Here is a 25,445-nt window from a genome sequence, read left to right as displayed (position 1 = left end):
CGCCGTCCGACGGATCTCCCGCCATCTGTCCCCGGGGTGGGCGGCGAGCGTTCGAAAGTCGGGCTTGCGCCCATCGTCGCAGCCGCAATATGCTGGTGAGCTGTCGCGCCATCTGGCCGATCTCGCCGAGTCATAGGAGGACACCATGCCCACGATCACCATCGCGTCGATCACCCGTGCTGTCCCGGCCTCGGCTGCTGCGCTTCCGCGCCACTAGCAACAGGTCGCTCTGACCTCGACGCCTCGGCCCGCCTCTGTGGCCGTGAGCAGGTGTATCTTTGCCCTGCCGCTCTCTTCCGCATGATTCCATGCACCGCTTTCGCATCTGAAATCTCATGAATTCTCCTTCTCAGAACTCTGCTCCCTCGTTGTCCACTGTCGCGGCCCTGAGCCGCCTGGCACCCTTCGTGAAACCCGTCGCCTGGAGGCTCGTCGGCGGTGCACTCAGCGCGCTCGGCGCCGCTGTCATCGCGCTGTGCATCCCGCTCGTGCTCGAATCCGTCCTCAAAGGTCCCATCGCCACAGGTGAGATGACGGCGATCATCTGGGGCGTCGCGCTTGTCATCCTGCTGGGGCTCGGCGAGGCCTTCATGGTGTGGCTGCGCCGCCAGTTCGTGCTCAACCCGTCCACGCAGGTCGAGTACACGATGCGCACGCACCTGTACTCGCGCCTGCAGAACCTGCCCGTGGCATTCCACGACCGCTGGCAGTCGGGGCAGCTCTTGAGCCGCATGATGCAGGACATCGGGCTCATCCGGCGCTGGCTCGCCTTCGGTCTCGTCCTGCTCGTGGTGAACATCCTGACGATCATGATCGGCGCGGTGCTGCTGTTCCGCTGGCACTGGCTCCTCGGCACGATCTTCCTGATCACCGGAGTTCCGCTGTGGATCGCCGGCTACCTCTTCGAGAAGAAGTACGGCGTGCTCGCGCGCCAGAGCCAGGATCAGGCCGGCGACCTGGCGACGAGCGTCGAGGAGAGCGTCCACGGCATCCGCGTGCTCAAGGCCTTCGGTCGGGGCAAGCACGCGCTGGTGCGGTTCACCAACCAGGCCGAAACACTGCGTCAGACCGAGATGCGCAAGGCGCGGTCGGTCGGCTGGATCTGGTTCTGGCTGGTTTTCATGCCCGACCTGGCCTTCGCGCTCAGCCTGCTCGCGGGCATCTGGCTGACAGTCCAAGGTGCGATCGAGGGGCCGGAGCTGTTCGCGTTCTTCGCGATGGCGGCCGTGCTGCGCTGGCCCATCGAGTCGATCGGATTCCTGTTCTCGTTCATGCTCGATGCCCGTACGGCCACCGATCGCGTCTTCGAGATCTATGACGCCGTCAACACGATCGACGACCCCGCCGAACCGCAGCACATCAGCGAACCACGGGGAGCGCTGGCCTTCGAAGGCGCCCGTTTCCGCTATCAGGATGCGGGTGCATCGGAGCGCGATCTGCTCGACGGCATCGACCTCGTGCTGACCCCAGGAGAGACGATGGCGCTCGTCGGACTCACCGGCTCCGGCAAGACGACCCTCACCACCCTGCCGACGCGTCTGTACGACGTCACGGGTGGTCGCGTCACTCTCGACGGCGTCGATGTGCGCGACCTTCCTCTGGCGGAGCTGCGGCAGCACATCGCGATGGCGTTCGAGGACGCCACGCTCTTCTCTGCGACCGTGCGTGAGAACGTGCTGCTCGGGCGGGCAGAACTCGACATCCACAGCCCCGAGGCGGAGGCGGTGCTGCGCGAAGCGCTGGGCATCGCGCAGGCGAGCTTCGTCGACGACCTTCCCGAAGGTACCGAGACGATGATCGGAGAAGAAGGTCTGAGCCTCTCGGGCGGACAGCGGCAGCGGCTTGCGCTTGCGCGAGCGGTAGCGGCCCGGCCCAAGGTGCTCGTGCTCGACGACCCGCTCTCCGCGCTGGATGTCGACACCGAGGCCCTTGTCGAGGAGGCGCTGCGTCGCGTCCTCGAAGACACCACCGCGCTGATCGTGGCGCACCGCCCCTCGACGGTCGCGCTCGCCGACCGGGTCGCGCTCCTCGAGCGCGGACGCATCACTGCCGTGGGCACGCACGCCGAACTGCTGCGCACGAGCGAGCACTACCGGCACGTGATCTCAAGTCTCGAGATCGAAGAGGCCACGCGCACCGGCAGCATTCCCATCATTCGCGACGCCGACAGCATCGCTGGCGTCGACTCTCTTGACGAGGAGGTGCAGGCATGACCACCGCGACCGTGACCGGCACTCAGGGCGAAGACCGCTCGGACTACACGAAAGAAGAGAGCCGCGTAATCCGACGACGCTCGCTGCGTCTGCTGGGCTCGCTCATCACACCGTTGCGTGCGCGCATCGTCGCGACGGCGCTCGTGCTCATCATCGCCACGGCTGCCCAGGTGGCAGGACCCGCGCTCATCGCGTTCGGGTTGAACAGCGCCCTGCCCGCGATCACCGAGAGCGCGAACTGGATGCCGGCCTTCGCGGTGGGTGCGACCTATGTCGTCGTGGCCTTCTTAGGCGCTGCCCTCATCGGATGGTACGCCGTGCTGACCGCACGCATCACACAGGCCGTGCTGCTGGAACTGCGCAAGCGGATGTTCCGACACACTCAGCGCCTGAGCTTGGAGTTCCACGAAAGCTACACGTCGGGCCGCATCATCTCGCGACAGACGAGCGACCTCGATTCGATCCGTGAGCTTCTCGAGGGCGGGCTCAACGAACTGGTCTCGGGCATCCTGTACGGCATCTTCACGATCATCGCGCTCATGCTCATCGACTGGCAGTCGGGACTCATCCTGCTGCTCGCGACCGTGCCGCTGGGCTACCTGATGCGCTGGTTCTACCTGCGATCCCAGCTGATCTATCGCGAATCGCGCGTCATCAGCGCGAAGGTGATCGTGCAGTTCGTCGAGACGATGACGGGTATCCGCGCGGTGAAGGCGTTCCGGAAGGAGCCTCGTAACGACGAGTCGTTCCAGAAGGTTGCCGGCGAGTACCGCGACGTCAACCGTCGCTCGATGATGCTCTTCGGCACGTTCGAACCGGGACTGATCGCCGTAGCCGCCGTAACTCTCGGTGCGGTCGTGCTCTGGGGTGGCATTCGCATGACGGAGGGTGTGTTCACCGTCGGCGTGCTGCTGGCAGCCGTGCTGTACGTCCGCAACTTCTTCGGACCCATGCAGGAGATCGCGATGTTCCTGAACTCCTACCAGTCGGCCACGGCCGCTCTGGAGAAGGTGTCGGGGGTGCTCGAAGAGGTGCCGACCGTTCCTGATCCCGAGAAGCCGGTCGACCTCTGGGAGTCGCGCGGGCACGTGCGCTTCGACGACGTCACCTTCGGGTATTCGGACGAGCGCACGATCCTGCCGAGCTTCTCGCTCGACATCCCCGCGGGGCAGACCATCGCGCTCGTCGGAACGACTGGTGCGGGCAAGTCGACGCTCGCCAAGCTCATCTCGCGCTTCTACGACCCGTCAAAGGGCAAGGTCACACTTGATGGCGTGGACCTGCGGGACCTGCACCCGAAGGATCTGCGCCGCGCGATCGTCATGGTCACGCAGGAGGCCTATCTGTTCAGCGGTACGGTCGCCGACAACATCGCACTGGGCAAGCCTGACGCGACGTTGGAGGAGATCCGAGCCGCAGCGAAGGCTGTCGGCGCGGATGCGTTCATCGAGGCGCTTCCCGACGGATACAACACCGACGTCAACAAGCGCGGTGGTCGGGTGTCTGCGGGGCAGCGTCAGTTGGTCTCGTTTGCTCGCGCGTTCCTCGCGGATCCGGCGGTGCTGATCCTCGACGAGGCCACGGCATCACTGGACATCCCGTCGGAGCGGCTGATCCAGGATGCGCTGCAGACACTGCTCGCCGACAGGACTGCGATCATCATCGCGCACCGCCTGTCGACCGTCGCCATCGCCGACCGCGTGCTCGTGATGGAGCACGGTCGGGTCATCGAAGACGACGCCCCTGATGTGTTGATCAACGGCACCGGCAAGTTCGCCCAGCTGCACGCCGCCTGGCGCGAGACGCTCGCGTAGTCGGAGACGCGACAAGAACAACGGCACTTCCGCGGGATGCGAGTCTGCATCCGATGGAAGTGCCGTTGTTGTGCCCCCTCACGCGGCGCGAGGCGCTGCGGTGAGAAGGCGACGAGGCTTCGGTGGGGGAGGGGGGATCCGAAGCCCCGCCGCCGGCCTTAGTCGGTCACGCGAATCTCAGCGATGACCTCGGCGTATGCCGTCTCACCGATCGGCGTGAAGCCGACCCGGTGGAAGAAAATCTCGGGGCCGTCCTCGCCGGCCTCGTACATGACGTTGACATGGTGAAAGCCGCGTGCGCGGGCTTCTTCGACGAGGCTTTCGACGGCGAAGCGGCCGACACCGCGTCCTTGGTCATCGGCGTCGACATTGATCCGCCACAGGATTGAGCGGAAGTGCTCTTCCGGAGCATCCGGATCGAAGTTGGCACTCACGAAGCCGACGACCTCATCGCCGTCGAGCACAACGCGCTGCCAGACGGTGAGCGGATTGGCCACAGTCGCGGCGATGCCGTACGACACGGGCGCAAGGAACTGCTCCTGCCCTGGCTTCAGGGACAGGTTGTTGACCGCAACGATGGTCTTCGCGGACAGTTCGACGAGGCGCAGTTCTGTCATGTCCCCAGGCTAACCCCATCCGGGCACCCGAACCCAGCATTACGGAATGTGTGTGGAAATCCCGACGTCGGAAACGGGCGGGAAAGCGCGGCCGTTGACCCGCACAGGCGCGGAATCTCCGGCTCGGGTATCTTGGTATCGAGACAAATTTCCCCGTGAACGGAGTACCTCCCGGTGACCGACGACGCCATCATCTACACCTACACCGACGAGGCACCGGCGCTCGCCACCGCCTCGCTCCTGCCGATCATCCAGGCATATGCCGGCAAGGCCGGCATCGAGGTCGAAACCCGCGACATCTCGCTGGCCGGTCGCATCCTCGCCGCCTTCCCGCAGCGCCTCACGGCAGACCAGCAGGTCGGCGACGCACTCGCCGAGCTCGGAGGCCTCGCCACGCTGCCCGAGGCCAACATCATCAAGCTGCCGAACATCTCGGCATCCATCCCGCAGCTGAAGGGCGCGATCGCCGAGCTGCAGAGCCAGGGCTACGACATCCCTGACTTCCCGGACGAGCCGAACACGCTCGAAGAGAAGGACGTCCGCGCCCGCTACGACCGCATCAAGGGCTCGGCCGTGAACCCGGTTCTGCGTGAGGGCAACAGCGACCGCCGCGCACCCCTGGCGGTGAAGAACTACGCCAAGAAGCACCCGCACCGCAACAAGGCCTTCGCCGAAGGGTCCAAGACCCGCGTCGCGACCATGGGACACGACGACTTCAAGTCCAACGAGAAGTCGTGGATCTCCGAGGGCGACAACGTCCTGACGATCCAGCACGTCGCCACCGATGGCACCGTCTCGGTGCTGAAGGAGAACCTCAAGGTTCTTCCGGGCGAGATCGTGGATGCGACGTTCCTCTCGGCTGCCGCGCTCGATGCCTTCCTCGCCGAGACCCTCGCGGTCGCCAAGGCGGAGGACGTGCTCTACTCGGTGCACCTCAAGGCGACGATGATGAAGGTCTCCGACCCGATCATCTTCGGCCACGTCGTGAAGGCCTACTTCGCCGACGTGTTCGCCGAGCACGGTGCCGCAATCGCGGCGGCAGGTCTCACCGCCAATGACGGCCTCGGCTCGATCCTCTCGGGCCTGGCCGACGTCGAGGGCGGCGAGACGATCGCCGAGGCGTTCTTCCGCGCCATGCAGAACGGCCCCCGACTGTCGTACGTCAACTCCGACAAGGGCATCACGAACCTGCACGTGCCCTCTGACGTGATCGTCGATGCGTCGATGCCCGCGCTCGTCCGCAACGGCGGCAAGCTGTGGGGTGCTGACGGAGGCGAAGCCGACACGCTCGCCGTCATTCCGGACTCCTCGTACGCGAGCGTCTACCAGGCCACGATCGAAGACACGATCGAGAACGGCCCGCTCGACCCCGCAACGATCGGATCCGTGCCGAACGTGGGCCTCATGGCGCAGGCAGCGGAGGAGTACGGCAGCCACGACAAGACGTTCGAGGTCGCCGCTCCCGGCCGCATCCAGGTCGTCACCGCCGCGGGCGAGGTCGTGCTCGAGCACGAGGTCGCCACGGGTGACATCTGGCGTGCCACGCAGACGAAGGACATCGCCGTGCGTGACTGGGTGAAGCTCGCCGTGTCGCGAGCGCGAGCCACGGGTGCCCCCGCGGTGTTCTGGCTCGACGAGAACCGCGCGCACGACGCGTCGCTCATCGGCAAGGTTAAGACGTACCTGGGCGAGCACGACACCGACGGCCTCACAACCGAGATCCTCGCGCCCGAGCAGGCAACCCGCTACTCGCTAGAGCGCATCCGTCAGGGGCTCGACACGATCTCCGTCACCGGAAACGTGCTGCGCGACTACCTGACCGACCTGTTCCCGATCCTCGAGGTCGGAACGTCCGCGAAGATGCTCTCGATCGTTCCGCTGCTCGCCGGCGGTGGACTGTTCGAGACCGGTGCCGGAGGCTCGGCCCCGAAGCACGTGCAGCAGCTGGTCGAAGAGAACTACCTGCGCTGGGATTCGCTCGGCGAGTTCTTCGCACTGGCAGCCTCGTTCGAGCACGTCGCTGACCGCACCGGCAACGCCAAGGCCAAGGTGCTGGCAGACACGCTGGATGCCGCAACCGGCACCTTCCTGGAGGAAGACCGTTCGCCCGGCCGCAAGCTCGGAACGATCGACAATCGCGGCAGCCACTTCTACCTCGCCCTGTACTGGGCGAAGGAGCTGGCCGCGCAGACGGCCGACGCAGAGCTCGCTGCCGCGTTCGCGCCGATCGCCGAGGCGCTCGCCGCCAAGGAGTCGGAGATCGTCGCCGAACTCATCGCCGTGCAGGGCTCGCCGGTGGAGATCGGCGGGTACTACCGCCCCGACACCGCACTGGTTGCAGCCGCGATGCGTCCGTCGTCCACGCTGAACGCGGTCATCGACGCGATCTGATCGCTGCAAGAAAGTGGGGGCGGATGCTGCGGCATCCGCCCCTTCTCCTTTTGTCCGTGCTTACCCTTCGCCCTTCACCCTCCGCGCGGTCCCGCACCCACAGAGCGGTCCCGAAAACTCCGACGTCCGAGGCATCCCAAGCGGAGTTTCTGGGACCGCTCGCTGAGCAGGGCCCGGACACACGCACGTCAGAGAGAGGGCTCAGCGGCGCGGCGCCTCGGGGGCTCAGTAGTGGACGTTGACGTCGACGCCCTCAGGCGCCCAGTCATACAGCCACTGGGCGCGCCACTCGGGCATACCGACGCAGCCGTGGCTCATCGGGGTTCCCCAGTTGGAGTGCCAGTACACGCCGTGGAATGCCTCATCGCCGTTGAAGTACATGACCCACTTCACGTCGGGCTGGTAGTAGAAGGGCGCCTGTGTGAGGTCTTCGTCGCCCATGTTCTGGCTCGGCGTCTTCCAGCCCACCTCGAAGCTGCCGGTTCGCGTGGCGAACTCGTCACGGCCTGACGACACATACCATGAGTCGATGACCGTGCCGTTCTCAAGGACCGAGACGAGCTGTTCGCTCAGATTGACGTCGATGACGCGGGCGAGGTTGGTCGTGGCGAAGGGAGTCTCTGTCACGGGAAGATCGATGACGCCGTTGCCCTTTTCCAACTGAGCGGCAGCCTTCTCTGCGAGCGTCGAGACGTCGCCGAGCGCGCGGCCCGCGACTCCTGCGGATATGTCGCGCAGCACTTCGCCGGAACTGTTCACCACGACCTGTGCGTTGACGGGCGGGCGGTTGACAGCCGGGGGGAGAGCATCGACGGCAGCCTTGATGGCCTTGCGATCCGCTTCGATCTCGAGCTGTCCGTCATTGTCGACCACGGTGATCCAGGTCGCGGCAGTCGCAGCGTTGACGGGCACGGTCCGCTCCAGGCCCACATAGAACCCGAGACCGGCCAGCATCTCGTTGATGCTCTTCGCCATCGTGGCGGCGTCGTCATCGCTGACCGGAGCGTCGACGCGGGATGCCACCGCGTCGAAGGAGACCGCGGAGGAATCGCCTGCCACGGCGTTCGCGATGCTCGCGGTGAGGTCGTCGAGGTCGATGCCGGTACCGGATTCTGCCGGTGTCGTGATGAAGGTTGATGTCGTGGCGTCGTACTCGACGCCGGCATCGATCGGATCGTCATAGGCCGCGCTCGCAAGATCGCGCAGCAGGGGCTCTGCTTTCGCGGGATCGACCGTGACCTTTCCCTCGATGGGGGCACCGAACCAGGCGCCGAGGTTCCAGGCAGGGCGTTCGGCGAAGGCCTGGTCAGCGAGGGCCTTGGCGTCGATCGACGCGCCGAGGTCGGAGGCCGTGACGACGGGGCTCTGCGGAGCGCCATTGAGGGTCACCTCGACCGTGCTGACGCGGCTGCTGAGCGCGTCAGCGGCAGCTCCGGGAGTGAGCCCGCCCACAGGAACGCCGGCGATTGACGTCCCGGGAGCGATCAGGATAAGGGATGCGGCGCCGGCGGCCAGCGCGGCGGCGCCGAGTCCGAGTCCGATCCACAGCCCGATGTGACGCTTCTTGGTCACGGGCTCGCGCTCGGCCCACTGCACCGGTCGCTCATCCGCGGAGGGAGCAATCCCGGCGGGGGAGGCGGCCGTCGACGCGGCTGCTCCGGAAGACCCGGATGGTGCGTCTGGCGCAGGTGCCTTCTCCGTCACGATTCACCCCCCATGGATCCAATATGACGTCGGATTCCATGCTACGTGACCCCTGGTAACAGAAGGGCAACGGAAATGCAGGTGATCCCTGAGAAAAGGGAGTGCGCTCAGGAGTTGCAGAGCGTTGCGAAGGTCTCGAGCGCAGCACGCACCTCACCGCTAACGGTGCCGATGTTCGCCACCGCGGTCACGTCACCGTCGACGAGCAGCTTCTTGAGCGTGTCTCCGGTGGCCTGGAAGCTGTTGTGGATCGACGTCGTCGCCTCCCGCACCTCGGAGTTGCCGACGGCATCTTGCGCGGCCTTCAGTGCGTCAACGGCCTCCGTGAAGACGGCGATGGTCGCCTGCGGGTCGTCGGCCGCGGTGCTGATGTCGAAGTTCTGGAACGAGTTCGCGACACCGGACACCTTGTCGGCGACGGTCGCGCAGGCCTCGGCGACGGTCTGCGTATCGGGTCCGCTCGCCGCGCCCGCATCGTTCGAACCCGATGCGCCCGAGGCAAGGCCCGCGCATCCACTGAGTCCGAGCAGAGCCACAGAGGCGAGGGCGATGGCGGCGACGCGGCGGTTCATGGCGATTCCTTCTCGGGATCGGGGAGGGAGGACGGCCCAGTAAAGCACAGCACTCTGGGCGGGCCTGATCGGATGTCCACAGGGTGACGCCACGCGGACAACCGCAAAGAGAGGGCGCGGCGCCACGACGCCGCGCCCTCTCTTTGATCGCGATCAGGCAGGGTCGACGATGGCGATGCCATCGATCTCGACGAGCATCTCCTCGCGGGGCAGGCCCGTGAAGACCGTCGTGCGGGACGGCAGGACTCCACCGGCCGAGATGTTCGCCTCGACGAATGCACCGTAGGCATCGTTCATGATGGGGAAGTCCTCGCGCTTGGTGAGGTACACGCGCAGCATCACGACGTCATCGAAGCTGGCGCCGGATGCTTCGACGATGGCCTTCACGTTCTCGAGGGTGCGAGTGGTCTGGGCGGCGACGTCGCCCGGGAAGAGGTACTCGTTCGTGACGGGGTCGACGGGGCCCTGGCCGGAAACCTGGACGAAGGGTCCCTTGCGGACGCCCTGCGAGAAGGTGTGGGCGGGTGCGGGTGCGGCGTCAGTGGAAACGCGAGTCTTTGCGGTCATGACGTTCAGCCTAGAACTCAGGATTCCCGACCGAGAAACTGTGATGCATCAATTGCAACAGCGGTTGCGCGAACAGGCATCCGGGCTCGGCTAGCGTGGTGGTGTGACCCTTCAGATTCCCGACCCGACGCTTGGAACCTGGGCGAAATCCTTCCCCGCGCGCCTCTTCGGCCTTCCGCTCTCCGCCGTCGCGGCTGCCGACGTGCGCCTCTCCGAGTTCAGCACCCCCATCCTCACGGTGCACGAGGCTGCTCTCGCGCACAACGAGAACACCGTCTTCGATTGGGCGCGGACCCAGGGCATCCTGCTCGCTCCCCACGGGAAGACGACGATGGCGCCCGCGCTCTGGCAGCGACTGCTGGATGCCGGGGCCTGGGGCATCACCGTCGCGACCCCGTGGCAGGCGACGATCGCGATCGAGGCAGGGGTGCCGCGCGTCATGATCGCGAACGCGGTCACCGATGCTGCTGCGGCCCGTGACCTCGGCACACTCCTGGACGCGAATCCCGAGCTCACCCTGCTCTGCTGGGCTGATTCCGTGGCGACGGTCGACATCCTCGCGGCGGCGCTCGACGGTGCCGCGCGTCCGCTCGGTGTGCTCGTCGAACTGGGTGGTGCGCACGGCCGCACCGGCGCACGCACCGTCGCTGAAGGCGAGGAGATCGCCGCCGCGATCACGCGTGCTCCCGGTCTGCGCCTCGCGGGAGTCACAGGCTACGAAGGACCGTTCGGGCCTGATCGCTCGGATGCCTCCGTGGCGTCCGTCGACGCGTACCTGCAGACACTCGTTGACCTGCACGCGCGCATTCTGCCGCTCTATGACGACACCGTGCGTCCCCTGCTCAGCGCGGGCGGAAGCTCATGGCCCGACCGCGCTGCGGCCGTGCTGGCGCCGAGCACCGACTCCGCCGACGTCGTGCTGCGCTCCGGAGCCTTCCAGGTCCACGATGACGGCTTCTACGCGCGCATGGGTCCTTTCGGGCGCGACGTCGACACGGCGCCGCTGCGTTCGGCGATGCACGCCTGGTCGCGGGTGGTGTCGCACCCCGAACCCGGGCTTGCGCTTCTCGACGCAGGGCGGCGCGACGTGCCGTTCGACATCGATCTGCCGATCCCGCAGTCTGTCGAGGGCGAGGTCACAGCCCTCAACGACCAGCACGCGTTCCTCCGCCTGCCAGACGACAGCCCCGTCGCTGTCGGTGATGTCGTGCGCCTCGGCCTCTCGCACCCGTGCACGGCCTTCGACAAGTGGCGCGTCGTTCCCGTGATCGACGACCCGGATGCCGAGGACCCGCGAGTCATCGGCGCTGTCGCGACCTGCTTCTGAACACCGAAACATCCCTGCTGCGCCGCGCGTCGTCGCGTTCGAGGAGAACCACAATGTCTGCAACCACCCCGATCACTGATCACAGCGGCGCGGCGAACGGTGAACCGCCGGTGACACTCGCACTGAGCGCGATGCATGCTGCCGCGGGGCGCGTGCGCGTGTACCGCGGGGCGACGGTGGTCGACGGCACAGGCGCGGAACGCATGGTCGCAGATGTCGCCGTGGAGGGCTCGCGCATCGTGCTCGTGCATCCGGTGCTCGTCGCCCGTGTCGAGGAGGAAGCCGAGACGGATGCTGCCACGCCGCTGCATCCGCTGCTGGAGAGTCTGCCCGAGGGGGCCGTCGAGATCGACGCGACCGGGCTCGTGCTCGCGCCCGGCTTCATCGACATGCACGCGCACAGCGACCTCGCGGTGATGGATGGCGCCGCGCATACGGCGAAGCTGCTGCAGGGCGTCACGACCGAGGTCATCGGTCAGGACGGCCTCGGCTACGCACCGGTCGATGAAGTCACGGCCGCGCAGATCGCCGGCCAGATCGCAGGCTGGAACGGCCGTGCGGCGCCGTTCGCATGGCGCACGATGGGGGAGTTCCTCGACGCGATCGACGAGCGCACGGCAGGCAACGTGGCGGCTCTCGTACCGCAGGGAAACCTGCGCATGAGCGTCGTCGGCCATGAGAACCGCCCGGCGAGCGTCGAGGAGCTGCGTCGCATGGGCGAGGTGCTGGGTGCGGCGCTGGACGAGGGCGCCTTCGGCATGTCAAGCGGGCTCACCTACACGCCCGGCATGTACGCAGAGACCGCCGAGCTCGAGTACCTGTGCCGCATCGTCGCGGAGCGTGGGGGCTACTGGGCGCCGCATACCCGGAGCTACGGCGGCGCGGCGCTCGACGCGTACGCCGAGGCGATCGAGATCGGTCGCCGCACCGGCTGCCCGATCCACCTGACGCACGCGACCATGAACTTCCTGCCCAACCGCGGGCGGGCGGATGAGCTGCTCGCGCTGGTGGATGCGGCGATCGCGGACGGTGTCGACGTGACGCTTGACACCTACCCCTACCTGCCCGGTGCGACGACCCTGACCGCTCTGCTGCCGAGTCATCTCGCGGAGGGCGGTGACCTGCTGCAGGCGATCGCCGCACTCGATGCCAACGGGCGCGAACGCGTGCGCGTCGAGGTGGACGAGCTCGGCTGCGATGGCTTCCACGGCGAGCCCGCGGACTGGTCGACGATCGAGATCTCCGGCGTCTCGGTGTCAGAGCTGGAGCCGCTGGTCGGACGACGGATCTCCGAGATCGCCGAGAGTCGGGGCGCGCGGCCGATCGATGTCGTCCTCGACACGATCCTCGCGGACGGCGGGGCCACCGGGATCCTCATGCACATCGGAGATGAGAACAATGTGCGCGCCATCATGCGGCATCCGCGTCACTGCGGTGGCAGCGACGGCATCCTGATCGGATCCAAGCCGCACCCGCGCGGATTCGGCACCTTCCCGCGCTACCTCGGCCACTATGTGCGCGACCTCGGCGTGCTGAGCCTTGAGGAGGCGATCCGGCACCTCTCCGGCACGCCCGCCGAGCGGCTGGGGCTGCACAGGGGAGACGCTCCGCGCGGTGTGATCCGGGCGGGCGCCACGGCGGACCTCGTCCTCTTCGATCCCGAGACGATCGCTGCAGGAGCCACATTCGATGCCCCCCGCAGCGCGCCCGAGGGCATCGTCGAAGTTCTCGTCGCGGGCGAGGTCGTCGTTCGAGACGGGGTGACGACAGGCGCGCTCCCGGGACGCGCGTTGCGGATGCCTCCGCCGGCGCACCGCGCGACACTGCCGCTCATGCAGGCTTCCGTGGACGCCGACGGTGCCGTCGTACGAATCGGCACGACCGTCCACGCGTCCGAGGAGCTGTCCGGAATCCGCGCACTCCTCACGGAGGCGCTCGAAGCCGCCGCCGTTGACGGCGTCGAGGAAGAGGGCGTCTCGATCACCCTGAGGATCGATCCCGCACTGGGAGTCGATGCGGCCGACGGCGGGCGTGTGGCGGAGGAAGCGTTCCGTGTGCGGATCGCACCGGATGGCATCGTGCTCGAGGGCGCGGCTCCGATCGGCGTGTTCCGGGCGTTCACGGTGCTGCGCCAGCTCGCCGCCCCCGAAACGGGGCTGCGCGGCGTTCTGCCGGTGGGCGAATGGAGTGGGGCGCCCGCGTACGCCTGGCGTGGGCTGATGCTCGACGTGGCGCGGCACTTCCGTCCCGCAGCCGACGTGCGCCGGCTCATCGACCTGTTGGCTGATCATCACCTCACCGTCCTGCACTTGCACCTGAGCGATGATCAGGGGTGGCGTTTCGAGGTGCCCGGCTACCCGCGCCTGACCGAGATCGGCGCGCGACGGGAGGCGACCCAGCGCGGCCACGGGGTGCATTCGACAGTCGAGCACGGCCTTCACGAGGGGTACTACACGACCGACGAGCTGCGCGAACTTGTCGCCTACGCTTCGGCCCGGTACATCACCCTGGTTCCCGAGGTCGAGCTTCCCGGACACGTGCAGGCCGCGCTCGCGGCCTACCCGGAGCTCGGCAATCTGGACGCGCAGGAGCCGCCGACGGGGGCCTGGGAGCGCTTCGGCGTCAACATTCGCACGCTCGCCCCCACAGAGCAGTCGCTCACTTTCGGGTACGCGGCGATCGATGCGCTCTGTGAAGCCTTCGACTCGCCGTGGATCGGGATCGGCGGCGACGAGGTGCCGACAGACGACTGGGCGCAGAGCGCGCAGGCCGCCATACGCATGGATGAGCTCGGTATGCAGGACGTGCACGAGATCCAACCGTGGTTCACGCGGCATTTCGTTGCCCACGTGCGCTCTCGCGGACGCATCCCTCTGGCCTGGGACGAGGTCCTGGAGGGCGAGGTGCCCGAGGGGACCCGGATCATGGCCTGGCGCGGACCTGTCGCACTTGCCGAGGCCATCGCCCGAGGCATCCCGGTCATCGCCTGCCCTGACCTGGAGGTCTACTTCGACTATCGCCAGGAGGACATCGAGGACGAGCCGTCTCAGGTGGGCCCGCCGCTGACCATCGAGCACGCCTACACCCTGACGCTTCCGGCGGAGGTCGACGGCGGTCAGGCGAATGTCTGGACCGAGCATCTGCCCACGCGCGACCGTGTCGACTACGCGATCTTCCCGCGCCTCGCGGCGACGGCGGAACGCCTCTGGGCCGGCGGTGTGCCGGGTGCGATCGACGACTTCGAGCGTCGTCTTCCGGTGTACCTGCGTCGCCTTGCGGCGGCGGGGGTGGCGTATCGTCGTATGGACGGTCCGCTGCCCGAACAGCGTCGTCCGGGAGTCCCCGGAAAGCCCATGACCGTTGCGCAGCGTGAAGCGATCGTGGAGGGCCTGGTCGCCAATATTCGGCGGTAGTCGCCAGGAGCGTTGCAATCAAGTAACGTTTTGATAAACCTGGTCGGCAACGGGCCGTTCAGGCTTGCGCAAATTTTGTTCGTAAGGTCTACTAACAAACATGTCCGTATCGGATGAGCACCGTCGCCCCGCGCCGGCCGAGTATGCCGGCGGTGATCGGCATGCCTTCGGACCAGCGCGACACCTGCGCACGCGCGGCAAGGTTCTTCCCGAGCACGCACGCGGACACAACCGTGCGCTCGTCCTGCAGACGCTGTACCACTCCGGTGCGATGAGCCGCGCTGACCTGTCTCGTGAGACCGGTCTCACCCGCGTGACGATCTCCGATCTGATCGCCGAGTTCATCGCCGACGGCATCGTCATCGAGAAGGGCGTGCGCGAGACCACAGGTCCCGGCAAGCCGCCGATCCTCATCGACATCGATCGTCAAGGCCACCAGATCCTCGGGATCGACCTGTCTGGGCATCAGACGTTCGAGGGCGCCGTGTTGAGCCTCGATGGCGATGTGCTGGAGCGACGAACCGTTCCGCGCCCCGCCGCGGTCGACGGCACCGCCGTCTACAACGCGATCCGGGAGCTCGCCGCACAGCTCGTCGCGGCCGCTGAGCGTCCGATTCTCGGCGTCGGCGTCGGCGCTCCGGGTATCGTGCGCCCTGACGGCATGGTCGTCAGCTCCCCGAACCTCGGGTGGAGCGACTTCCCGCTCCAGAGACTGCTCGGTGCTGAGCTCGACCTTCCGGTGCTCGTGCGCAACGACGCGAATGCGGCGGTGCTGGCGGAGTACACGTTCGGCGCGGCGAAGTCCGATCTTCTGCTCATCAAGATCGCACGCGGTGTCGGTGCCGGACTCATCTCCGGCAGTCAGCCGATGGTCGGCAGCCGTTTTGCCGCGGGTGAGATCGGCCACGTCGTGGTCGGCACCGACGGCGGCCCGCTCTGCGTCTGCGGAAAGGAAGGCTGCCTGGAGGCGTGGCTCGGGGAGACCCGGTTGCGAGAGCGCCTCGCCGCCTGCGAAGACGACGAGAGCCGCGAGAATGTCCTGCGCGACGCGGGAACGCGTCTGGCGATCGCCGTCGCGCCGATCGTCGCCGCACTCGACCTCTCCGAGATCGTGCTCTCCGGAGCCCCCGATCTCTACGGCGGTGTTCTGCTGGATGCCGCGGGAACCACGGTGCTCGCGCGCACGCTGGAACGCGTCTTCGATGACCTGGTCGTTCGCATGACTACGCAAGACGACATCGTGCTGCGCGGTGCCGCCGTGATGGTGCTCTCAGGTGAACTGGGGGTTTCGTGACGCCCCGGGGGCGTGACACATCTCTGCGTCCGCGCGACGCCACATGATTTTTCAAGATCGCACCTGCACGGGTGCGATCTGACATTGCCCGCTCTTTCTGCGTGGGTACGAACTGATGGCCGTCCCTCCGGGGTCGGCGACGAGGAGGACACCCGGTCGATGAAGCTTGGACTGGATGTCGGCGGCACGAAGACTGATGCCGTTGCTGTAGAGGCTGACGGCACGATTGCCGGACGTATCCGTATTCCCACAGGGTGGGGCGCGGATGCTGTCATCACGACGATTCTGGACGCGATCACCGCGCTGCGGCAGGAAGCGTCGTTCGAGGAGAGCGCGATCGAGTCGGTCGGTGTGGGCATCCCCGGCCTGGTCGACGCCCACGCCGGGCGCGTGCTCCACGCGGTCAACCTCGGGGTGGAATCTCTGGATCTCGTCGACGCCGCACGCCGCGTCATCGACGTGCCCTTCGCGGTTGAGAACGATGTGAAGGCCGCGGCCCTCGGCGCGGGAGCGCTGCGTGGTGACGCACGCTCGATGGCGTATCTGAACCTCGGCACCGGAGTGGCGGCAGGCATCGTCGTCGACGGCAAGCTGTGGCGCGGTTCGCGCGGCATCGCCGGTGAGGTCGGACACATCTCGGTCGACCCGAATGGGCGTGTCTGCGGTTGCGGCCAGCGCGGCTGCGTGGAGACGTTCTGCGGCGGTGGCGCTGTCGCCCGCGCGTGGGGTCGCCCCGGCGCCCTGCCGATCCTCGACATCTTCGATGCGGCAGAGCAGGGCGATGCAGAGGCAATCTCTCTGCGTCAGGGGATCGCCCGTGGGGCGGCAGCAGCGGTGCGCATCCTTGTCCTCAGCGCGGACGTCGAGACGGTCGTCTTCGGCGGTGGTCTCACCTCGCTGGGGGACCGGCTGCGCGACGACATCGTCGCCGAGCTGCGCCAGGAAGCCGAGACCTCCGCGTTCATGCGGTCGCTGCGTCTTGATGAGAGGATTGAACTTCTGCCAGCCGGATCACCGGCGGCAGCATTGGGTGCGGCTCTTGTGGGCGCAGCACATCGAGAACAGGGAGCAATGATCAATGGCTGAGATCGTCATCGTCGAGAACGCGGAGAAGGCTGGCGCGCTGGTCGCGGATGAGATCGCACGATTGATCGCCACACGTCCGGACACGGTGCTCGGTCTCGCCACGGGTTCGACGCCGCTCCCGGTGTATGCGGCACTGCGCACGCGCCTCGCGGACCAGGACGTCTCGAAGGTGCGCGCATTCGCGCTGGACGAGTACGTCGGCATCGACCCGGCGCACCCGGAGAGCTACCGCTCGGTCATCAGCCGCGAGGTCGTCGAGCCTCTTGGCCTGACCCCCGAGCTGGTTCACGTGCCCAACGGCGCCGTCGACGGCATCGAGCACGCCGGCGATGACTACGAGGCCAAGATCAAGACCGCCGGCGGCATTGACCTGCAGATTCTCGGCATCGGCACCGACGGCCACATCGGCTTCAACGAGCCTGGCTCGTCGTTCGCCTCGCAGACCCGCGTGAAGACGCTCACCGAGCGCACCCGCGAAGACAACGCCCGCTTCTTCGACTCGATCGACGATGTGCCCCGTCACTGCATCACGCAGGGGCTCGGCACGATTCTCGAGGCGCGCCACCTGGTACTCCTCGCATTCGGCGAGGGGAAGGCCCGCGCGGTCGCAGAGGCCGTCGAGGGACCGATGTCTGCCTTCATGCCCGCCTCCGCCGTGCAGCTGCACCCGCACGTGACGGTCGTCGTCGATGAGGCGGCGGCGTCGCAGCTCAAGCTGGCGGACTACTACCGCTACTCTTACGACAACAAGCCTGCGTGGCAGGGTATCTGATCCGCCACGACTGATTTTCTGCTGGCCTCTCCTTACTGGAGGGGCCAGCGTCGTCTTCTTGGCCCCGCGCGGCCTCAGTTCCAGGCGATCGGCAGCAGGTGCTCTTCGCTGAGCGGGGCCAGCGGCAGCGTGTGCGCGTCGGTCGGCGTGATCCATCGCAGTTCCGCGATTTCGGCCTGGACCTGCACGTCGTCTTCCTCGGCGGTCATCGAGAAGGCTGTCGCAACCACCCGGTGCCCGGGCTCGTTGGCGGCGGCGGAGATGAAGACGCCCAGCGGGATGAGGTCGTCGACGGCGCAGACGAGGCCGAGCTCCTCGTGGAGTTCGCGCACCAGGGTCTCGGCGGCGCTCTCGCCGGCCTCGGGTTTTCCTCCCGGCTGCATGAAGCGCGTCGTTCCGTTCTTGCGCACCACGAGCACACGACCCGTCGCGTCCCGGATGATGGCTGCGGAGACGTGAATGTCAGGCATGTGATGCTCCTACGAAGACCTTTCCAGGGTTGAGGATTCCGGCGGGGTCGAAGACGCGGACGATCTGGCGCTGCAGTTCCCACTGGTCCTGGCCGAGTTCCTCGGCCAGCCAGCGACTCTTCAGCATCCCGATCCCGTGCTCCCCGGTCAGTGTTCCACCGAGGCGGATCGCGGCGCGGAAGAGGTCGTCTGCGGCCCGCCAGATGGCATCGGGCACGCTGTCGCCATCGAAGATGAAGTTGGGGTGCAGATTGCCATCCCCGGCGTGCGCGATCGTCGGGATCGTGAGCCCGTGCTGTGTCTCGATCCTGGCGATCTCGTCGAACATCGCGGGGAGGGCGCTGCGGGGAACGGATACGTCCTCGATGAGCGTGTTGCCGAGTGAGGCCATCGCGGCGTGCATCGCGCGCCGCACGGCAAGCAGTCGTTCGCCCTCTTCACGGTCGTGTGTGAGGGTGACGCTTCCGCCGGACGCATGCAGAACCGCGGCGATCTGATCGGCCTCGCCTGCCGCTGCGGGGCCGTCGGTCTGGATCGTGAGCTGCGCCGCACCCGGCGTGGCCTCAGGGAGGCGGAGGAGGCGATGGACCGCTGCGAGGCTCGTCGCATCCATGAGCTCCATGATCGCCGGCTGGATGCCGGCGGACGCGACGGCGGCGGATGCTACGGCTGCGGCGCGCACCGTCGGGAAGGTCGCTGTGACGGTGCAGACGGTGCCGGAGATCGCGCGGCGCAGTTTCAGCGTCGCACCGACGATGACGCCCAGGGTGCCCTCAGACCCGATCACCAGCGACGTCAGGTCGAGCCCGGTGACGCCTTTCACGCTGCGGTGACCGAGATGGATCAGGCGCCCGTCAGCGAGGACGAGATCGATGCCCAGCACAGCATCACGTACGACACCGTACTTCGCGCAGAGCAGGCCGCCTGCGCCCGTGGCGATGTTGCCGCCGACGGTGGAGATCTGGCGACTCGCGGGATCAGGTGCCCACCAGAGTCCGTGTGCGTCGAGGGCGGTCGCGAGGTCATCGTTGATGATGCCGGGCTCGACGACCGCGAGCAGGTCGTCAGCACGGATATCGAGGATGCGGTTCATCCGCAGGGTGGAGAGGACGACCTCTCCGGGGCCCGCGTTCGCACCGCCCGCGAGTCCTGTTCCGGCTCCGCGGGTGACGACGGGTGTCGAGGTGGCTGTCGCGATGCGCAGGGTCGTCTGAACATCGACGACGCTCTCGGCGTGTACGACCGCGAGGGGCTGACCGGGAGAGATCTGCCCCGACTTGTCCGCGCGGGCGTCTTCGAGTGCTGTGGGGGAGGTGTCGACACGCTCACCGAGCGCAGCGCGCAGCTGCGCAACGACGGGGGTGTCGTGTGCTGTCATGCCAGCGCGCGGCGACCTGCGGCGAGCCCGGTCGCGATCGCGACGATGGCGAAGCCGATGCCGACCCACACCTGACCCATCGACCACCAGGCCACGGTGACGCTCGCGTAGATCACGAGTTCGACGAGCGCGCGCACGAAGGGGTGCACGCGCAGCACGGGCCGGGGCGAGAGGAACAGCGCCCACGCCAGCAGTACGAGCAGCGGGGCGCCGATGGCGACCGCGATGTTCCACGGGAACGGCCAGGAGAAAGTGCCCCAGAGTGCCAGTGAGGCGAGAGCGCCGATCAGAACGATCACGCGCACGATGTCGAGAACGGCGGGCGGGTTGACGCCCGGAGTTTCCTGGGACGGCGAAGACGAGGACATGCTTCCAGTCTAGGCGGCGCCTCGGAGGCGACCGCCCCTCGAGGAGCGGTGTGAGGGCGTCAGTCCGCGGCGGCAGCGCTGCCGTCAGGCGCAACGTCTGCGGTCGGCTCGTTCATCCCCGACGGCTCGGCGATGGGGAGCTCGGTGCTCGCCGGTTCGGAGACAGGCTCGCCGACCCCGGTCTCGGCAGTCGAGGGTTCGCTCGTGCTGCCTTCCATCGAAGGGTCAGAGCCGGTGAGCTCATCCGGGAACGTGCCGTCCGTCGCCGATTCCACACGAGCCGCAGGAACGGGAGGAGCGTCTTCCTCCGAACGTGCGGGCGCGCTCGACGGCGAGTCCATGGCATCCGCAGCCGCGCTCTCATCGTTCACCGCGGCGGCGGACTCCCCGCCGAACACACAGTGGTCGGCGCTGCCGAAAGAGCTCAGGTCGACGGCGGGGGTCTTGGCCGCATCGGCGGATGCGGTGACGTAGCGGAACTCGACGGGATGATCGAGGATCCAGTTCCAGCCGGTGATGCGAAGCACGCCGAGGCCAGACCCTGTCGTGTCGAGCGGTGCCGTCGCGCGGACCTTACCGGCGAGGATCACCTCCACCTGCGTGCCGGGGATTCCGGTGAGGGGGAAGGTGTACTCGGCCACGTAGGAGAGCCGGGGCGAGGACGCGCACGCAACGGTCGCGGTGCCGACCGACGGAAGTGCGCCCGCAGGGATTGCGGGCTCGGAGGGATCTGTGGTCCCGGGGTCTGTCGGATCGGTCTCTCCGGGGTCTGTCGGTTCTGTCGGCTCGGAGGGATCTGTGGTCCCGGGCTCCGTCGGATCTGTCTCGCCGGGGTCGGTGACTCCCGGGTCCGTTACTCCCGGGTCCGTCGGATCGGTCGGATCCGTCGGGTCGGTCGGGTCTGTCGGGTCGGTCTCTCCGGGGTCTGTCGGATCGGTCTCTCCGGGGTCTGTCGGATCGGTCTCTCCGGGATCCGTGACGCCCGGGTCCGTGACGCCGGGGTCGGTCGGATCCGTCGGATCGGGATCGACAGGAGGAGTGGTCTGCTCGGGAGGCGTCGCCGACGTCGGAGCATCGGCGAGCGGGGCCTCGGCGCGGGGATCGGTGTGCGGGTCCTGCCCGCTGCGCGTCCGGGGCGTGGAAGCGTTCGGGACGATCACCAGCGGGCGCTCTTCGGCGTTGGCGTCAGGGGCCACTTCGGCGACGATCCCTGAGCCACCGAGCTCGCCCGCGATCGGAAGGGATGTCGCGCTGGGGGCGAGGAGCAGCCCCGGCACGACGGCAGCGGCGACGACTGCTCCGGCGACGACGAGCGCCGCGGATCCGACGCCGACGAGGGCTCCGATCCCCGAGATGATTCCTCCGGAGCTTGCTGCGCCGCCGGCACCGGATGCTGCGCCTCCGGCACCAACGGTCTGCCCGCCGGCACCGGACGCTGCGTGCGCGGTGGCGTCGATGCCGGGGGCGGGGCCGAGGTACACCGCGCCATCCATGACCGACGACGGCATCGCCGCGAGAGGAATCGAGGTCGCGGTGCCGTGCTGCAGCGCGGCCAGATAAGCCGAAGCACCGGAGACGCCGAGAACGAGCGGAACCAGAACGAGCGCCAGACGGTGGGAGACGTCCTTTGCCTCGGCAGCGACGATCACACAACGCTGGCAGCCTTCGAGGTGCGCGTCGAGCTTCGCACGATCCCTGCCGCTCAGATTGCCGCGCGAGTATGCGCCGAGCCTCTCGATCGTCCATGCGCAGTCGGGCTCTGATCCCGCCGCGTGCAGATGCGCCTGGATCCAGGCCTCGCGGAGTCCTTCTCGGGCACGGAAGGCGAGCTGCGAGGTCGCGCCAGCGGACATCCCGAGCAGCGCACCCACTGCGGCAGGCTTCATGCGCTCGATCTCGGTGTACCAGAGCACCTCCTGCCAGCGGGTGGGCAGGCTGCGGAACGCGGTGGCGGTCAGGCTGTGGTCGAGAGCCTCGCCGACTCCGGCCTCGGTGGTCTGCGGATCGGGAATCGCGTCGAACTCGTCGATCGGATCTTCGCGGCGCGCGCGGCCCCATGACGCTGCCGTGTTGCGGATACTCGTGAACAGGTAGGCGCGGAAGGAACCGGTCGGTCCGGCTCCGGCCTGGATCGCCTGATAGATGCGGGCGTAGGCCTCTTGCACGAGGTCATCAGCGTCGAGCACCGATGTCGTCGCGCGGGCGACGACGATGCCCGAACGGTAGTGGCGCTGCCAGAGTTCTCCGAATGCCTCAGCATCCCCGGAGCGGGAGCGCAGGACGAGATCCGCATCGCCGGTGCCTTCGAGCGGTCGCGAGGAGCCGTCGGGCTGGTGTGCGTTGTCAGGCGTGGTCATAGATGATTCCCCAGGTATCGACGCCGAGGCAGGGTAGCGCCGAGGATCCGTGGGGAAGCTCCCACACGGACTCACCATTCTTACGCGTTCTGAGACGTGCGGCCAGTGGAAGGCGAGATTTTCTTCGCTTTCAAAAAACTTCTGTGGTTCCGCGTAATGAACTCGGGGGATCGCACTCTCATCTTGTAGAGAGTGTTGCGTTCGGCTCCGAGGGGGACGCCGGATGTGACCCGATGAGCGTCTGTGCATCGGTGAGTGCGAAGTCTTGGGGGAGGAGCTTCGCTCCGCTCGCTCTCGGCAGAGGTGGGGAACTCTGCCAGGAGGGGGAAGAGGCCGCCGTCCGCCCCGAGGCGGCGGCCTCCCTGACTGGCCCGGCCGCGTGGCGCGAGCGCAGCCTCAGGCTCAACGCGCGAGCGCGGCTCCGGTCCACACGGCCGCGACCGCGAAGTCGGAGGTCAGCAGGACGGCATCGCCGAGGTATCCCGCGCTCACCCGACCGAGCTGTTCACCGAGGCCGACGGCTGATGCCGGAGTCGTCGTCAGCGCGTCCACGGCCGCCTCGAGGGAGGCACCGGCCTCGACGGCGCGGCGCAACGCGACATCCTGTGTCAGCGTCGACCCGGCGATAGAACCGGTTGCGATCCTGGCCACGCCCCGCTCCACCGTGACCTCGAGGGCGCCGAGGATGTACTGACCGTCTGCGGAACCCGCCGCGGCCATCGCGTCGGTCACGAGTGCGACGCGGCCAGGAGCCGACTCAAACACGAGCTTGATGATGTGCGGGTGCAGGTGCACGTTGTCCGCGATCGCCTCGAGGATGACGCGGTGGTCGGCGGCAGCCGCAAGCACAGGGCCAGGGGCGCGGTGGTGGATGCTGGGCATGGCGTTGAACGCATGCGTGAGGATCGTGGCGCCGGCCTCGAAGGCCGCGCGGGCCATGGCATCGTCGGCGCTGGTGTGGCCGATGGCGGCCGCGGCGCCTGCGGCGACGATCGCGCGGATCGCGTCGAGCCCACCTGGGAGCTCGGGGGCGATCGTCACCTGGCGAACGGTTCCTCGACCTGCGGCGAGCAGTCGCGCGACCTCCTCGGGAGCCGGATCGCGCAGCAGCGCCGCGTCGTGCGCACCCTTGTGCGCAGGATCCAGGAACGGGCCCTCCAGGTGTGATCCGATGATGTCCGCGTCCGAGTCGACCAGATCCGCGACGGCGGCGACGCGCGCTTCCAGGGCGTCGAGCGATGCCGTGACGAGCGAGACGACAGCGCGTGTCGTCCCGTGCGCTCGGTGCATCGCGCGGGCATGACGGATCGCGTCGATGCCCTCGTCGAAGGCCGCACCGCCACCCCCATGGCCATGGATGTCGACGAACCCCGCAGTGAGGATGGCACCCGGGCCGGCGGCTTCCCGGGCATCGACCACCGTGTCCGCCGGAGCCCAGTCGCTGCCGGAGCCGGTCTCGACGAACCGCCCGTCCTCGATGCGCGCCCAGCCGTCATCCACGGTCGTGCCCGCCGAGACGATGCGTGCCGAATGGATGACGAGCGAGCCGCTCACGGAGCTGTGGGTCAGTTCTGCCATGGGATCTCCTCTGATGCGTAGAAGTTGACCCCCTCAGCCTTCCATGCCGGAGCGAGGCCCGCGACGCGGGCACGGAACGAGTCCCAGGTGCGCTCGGGCGCGGTCGCCGCCGACCAGGCGGTCTCGGCGTGGGCGGCAGCGCGCGGGAAGACGAGCTGCTCGACATCGGCCATCGTGCGCGTCGTCTCGGACCACAGCGGAGCCTCGATGCCGAGGATCGCCTCGGCCGGGACCCCGGGGATGACCGAGGTCGGCTCCCACTCGTAGGCCTTCTGCACGTTGATGAGGGCGGCCCAGACGAGTCCGAGCGGGAAATCGGCGTCGTACTTCATGTCGAGATAGGTCGCATCCGAGGCCGACATGATCAGCGAGCCGCCGCGAGCGACGAAGTGCGCCGCCTCTTCGGCGTGCGATCCCTCGGGCGTGACCTTGCCCCAGTACTGGCCGATCGTGCCCTCGGCGATGTCGGAGACAGCTCCGACCTCGTGCCAGGCCACGGGGGTCTTGCCGGTCTCGGTGGCGATGCGCGTGGCGCGCGCGACGAAGGTCGCGAAGTCCTCTGCTGTGGTGCCGAGGGATTCGTCACCACCGATGTGCAGGTACGGGCCGGGTGTGATCTCGGCGATCTCGGTGAGCACGTCGCGGACGAAGTCGTACGTGCGCTCTTCCCGGATGCGCACGGAGGAGTGACCGACACCCCAGCCCGTGTAGACCTGACCGGCCACCGGAAGCGGCTGGTTCAGACGCTGGCCCTCGGAGATGAGGAGGTCACTGATCACTGGAGCCTCGACGAGTTCGGGGTAGGCGACGCCGATCGCGTGCGTGTGGCCCGGAAGATCGACCTCGGGAACGAGCACCATGTGCTTGGATGCGGCGTAGCGGACGATCTCGCGGTAGTCGTCCTTCGTGTAGAAACCGCCCTCGTCTCCGAGTGCCGAAGAGGAGGCGGCCTTCTCCGTCAGCAGCGGCCACGCGTCGATCTGCAGGCGCCAGCCCTGGTCATCGGTGAGGTGCAGGTGCAGGTGGTTGTACTTCAGCGCGCTCGCGTTGTCGATGTAGCGCTTGACGTCGTCGACACCGAAGAAGTGGCGTGCGACATCGAGCATGATGCCGCGGTACGCGAAGCGGGGAGCATCGTCGATCTCGATGTGCGGGACCGACCATGCACCGTCGACCTCGTGCGCGAGCTGTCGGAGAGTCTGGATGCCGTAGAAGAGGCCGGCCTTGTCGGCGCCGGTGATCTCGACGCGGTCGCCGACACGCAGCTCGTAGCTCTCGGGAGTGCCCGCCGAGGTCGGCCCGACCTGAAGAACGATCTGCGCGTCATCCGCGCTCGCTGCGCTTTCGAAGGGAAGCGAGGCGCGTGCGGCGAACGCTTCACGCAGCGCGGCTACGGCGTCGTCCGGCCCGTTCACGCGTGCGGAGGTCAGCGCGAGCGCGCCCTCAGCGCGACGCACGGAGGTCGGAAAAGGGATCAGCGGGAGGGATTCCGGAAAGGCCATGAACAAAACCTACAACAGGATC

The 25,445-nt window shown here is 67.6% G+C and carries 18 protein-coding genes; 8 read left to right on the top strand and 10 right to left on the bottom strand.

The window, feature by feature from the left end:
• The first annotated feature begins 335 nt into the window (after positions 1-335).
• Both AC1REM_RS15395 and AC1REM_RS15390 read left to right on the top strand, forming a co-directional pair.
• Positions 336-2,213 (top strand): ABC transporter ATP-binding protein, encoded by a 1,878-nt coding sequence (locus AC1REM_RS15395; RefSeq protein WP_492515401.1) that lies wholly within the window; start codon positions 336-338, stop codon positions 2,211-2,213.
• A complete protein-coding gene (locus AC1REM_RS15390; RefSeq protein WP_492515400.1) occupies positions 2,210-4,027 on the top strand; it encodes an ABC transporter ATP-binding protein in 1,818 nt (605 codons plus the stop codon). The genes AC1REM_RS15395 and AC1REM_RS15390 overlap by 4 nt, the downstream gene beginning before the upstream one ends.
• A gap of 158 nt (positions 4,028-4,185) precedes the next feature.
• On the opposite strand, the gene AC1REM_RS15385 is transcribed toward AC1REM_RS15390, so the two are convergent.
• Positions 4,186-4,644 carry a GNAT family N-acetyltransferase gene (locus AC1REM_RS15385; RefSeq protein ID WP_204937927.1) on the bottom strand — a complete coding sequence of 153 codons (459 nt, stop codon included), beginning with the start codon at positions 4,642-4,644 and terminating at the stop codon, positions 4,186-4,188.
• Positions 4,645-4,818: 174 nt separating this feature from the next.
• On the opposite strand from AC1REM_RS15385, the gene AC1REM_RS15380 reads away from it, so the two are divergent.
• A complete protein-coding gene (locus tag AC1REM_RS15380; protein WP_492515399.1) occupies positions 4,819-7,035 on the top strand; it encodes an NADP-dependent isocitrate dehydrogenase in 2,217 nt (738 codons plus the stop codon).
• A gap of 225 nt (positions 7,036-7,260) precedes the next feature.
• Here AC1REM_RS15380 and AC1REM_RS15375 read toward each other — a convergent pair whose 3' ends face one another.
• The 3 genes from AC1REM_RS15375 to AC1REM_RS15365 form a co-directional block, all read right to left on the bottom strand.
• Positions 7,261-8,739 (bottom strand): L,D-transpeptidase family protein, encoded by a 1,479-nt coding sequence (locus tag AC1REM_RS15375; RefSeq protein WP_492515398.1) that lies wholly within the window; start codon positions 8,737-8,739, stop codon positions 7,261-7,263.
• A gap of 107 nt (positions 8,740-8,846) precedes the next feature.
• The gene (locus AC1REM_RS15370; protein ID WP_492515397.1) at positions 8,847-9,311 is read right to left on the bottom strand and encodes a hypothetical protein; all 465 of its coding nucleotides are present in this window, start codon (positions 9,309-9,311) and stop codon (positions 8,847-8,849) included.
• A gap of 153 nt (positions 9,312-9,464) precedes the next feature.
• Positions 9,465-9,878: a RidA family protein gene (locus AC1REM_RS15365; RefSeq protein WP_204937923.1), complete on the bottom strand. Its 414-nt coding sequence runs from the start codon at positions 9,876-9,878 to the stop codon at positions 9,465-9,467.
• A gap of 103 nt (positions 9,879-9,981) precedes the next feature.
• Between AC1REM_RS15365 and AC1REM_RS15360 the strand changes: the two genes are divergently transcribed.
• The 5 genes from AC1REM_RS15360 (at position 9,982) to nagB (ending at position 17,770) form a co-directional block, all read left to right on the top strand.
• The gene (locus AC1REM_RS15360; protein ID WP_492515396.1) at positions 9,982-11,205 is read left to right on the top strand and encodes an alanine racemase; all 1,224 of its coding nucleotides are present in this window, start codon (positions 9,982-9,984) and stop codon (positions 11,203-11,205) included.
• Positions 11,206-11,336: 131 nt separating this feature from the next.
• Positions 11,337-14,618 (top strand): family 20 glycosylhydrolase, encoded by a 3,282-nt coding sequence (locus AC1REM_RS15355; RefSeq protein WP_492515509.1) that lies wholly within the window; start codon positions 11,337-11,339, stop codon positions 14,616-14,618.
• A gap of 100 nt (positions 14,619-14,718) precedes the next feature.
• Complete coding sequence (locus AC1REM_RS15350) at positions 14,719-15,912, top strand: ROK family transcriptional regulator (protein ID WP_492515395.1); 1,194 nt, start codon at positions 14,719-14,721, stop codon at positions 15,910-15,912.
• 159 nt (positions 15,913-16,071) lie between these two features.
• A complete protein-coding gene (locus AC1REM_RS15345; RefSeq protein ID WP_492515394.1) occupies positions 16,072-16,998 on the top strand; it encodes an ROK family protein in 927 nt (308 codons plus the stop codon).
• The gene (gene nagB / locus AC1REM_RS15340; protein WP_492515393.1) at positions 16,991-17,770 is read left to right on the top strand and encodes a glucosamine-6-phosphate deaminase; all 780 of its coding nucleotides are present in this window, start codon (positions 16,991-16,993) and stop codon (positions 17,768-17,770) included. Before AC1REM_RS15345 ends, nagB begins: the two co-directional genes overlap by 8 nt.
• 74 nt (positions 17,771-17,844) lie before the next feature.
• Here nagB and AC1REM_RS15335 read toward each other — a convergent pair whose 3' ends face one another.
• The 6 genes from AC1REM_RS15335 to AC1REM_RS15310 all read right to left on the bottom strand — a co-directional run bounded on the left by AC1REM_RS15335 (position 17,845) and on the right by AC1REM_RS15310 (position 25,423).
• Positions 17,845-18,240 carry an NUDIX hydrolase gene (locus AC1REM_RS15335; protein ID WP_492515392.1) on the bottom strand — a complete coding sequence of 132 codons (396 nt, stop codon included), beginning with the start codon at positions 18,238-18,240 and terminating at the stop codon, positions 17,845-17,847.
• The gene (locus AC1REM_RS15330; RefSeq protein WP_492515391.1) at positions 18,233-19,618 is read right to left on the bottom strand and encodes an FAD-binding oxidoreductase; all 1,386 of its coding nucleotides are present in this window, start codon (positions 19,616-19,618) and stop codon (positions 18,233-18,235) included. The genes AC1REM_RS15335 and AC1REM_RS15330 overlap by 8 nt, the downstream gene beginning before the upstream one ends.
• Positions 19,615-19,986, bottom strand: a complete 372-nt coding sequence (locus AC1REM_RS15325; protein WP_492515390.1) for a YrdB family protein — start codon at positions 19,984-19,986, stop codon at positions 19,615-19,617. The genes AC1REM_RS15330 and AC1REM_RS15325 overlap by 4 nt, the downstream gene beginning before the upstream one ends.
• Positions 19,987-20,045: 59 nt before the next feature.
• Complete coding sequence (locus AC1REM_RS15320) at positions 20,046-22,343, bottom strand: sigma-70 family RNA polymerase sigma factor (RefSeq protein ID WP_492515389.1); 2,298 nt, start codon at positions 22,341-22,343, stop codon at positions 20,046-20,048.
• A 402-nt stretch (positions 22,344-22,745) separates the two neighbouring features.
• Positions 22,746-23,921 (bottom strand): N-acetylglucosamine-6-phosphate deacetylase, encoded by a 1,176-nt coding sequence (gene nagA / locus AC1REM_RS15315; RefSeq protein ID WP_492515388.1) that lies wholly within the window; start codon positions 23,919-23,921, stop codon positions 22,746-22,748.
• A complete protein-coding gene (locus tag AC1REM_RS15310; protein WP_492515387.1) occupies positions 23,909-25,423 on the bottom strand; it encodes a beta-N-acetylhexosaminidase in 1,515 nt (504 codons plus the stop codon). Before AC1REM_RS15310 ends, nagA begins: the two co-directional genes overlap by 13 nt.
• Positions 25,424-25,445 lie beyond the last annotated feature (22 nt).

It is taken from the genome of Microbacterium sp. GW823-FHT02G05 (genome assembly GCF_058797175.1).
The sequence above is the reverse complement of the archived record's forward strand: the minus strand, read 5'-3'. Positions and strand labels throughout refer to the sequence as shown.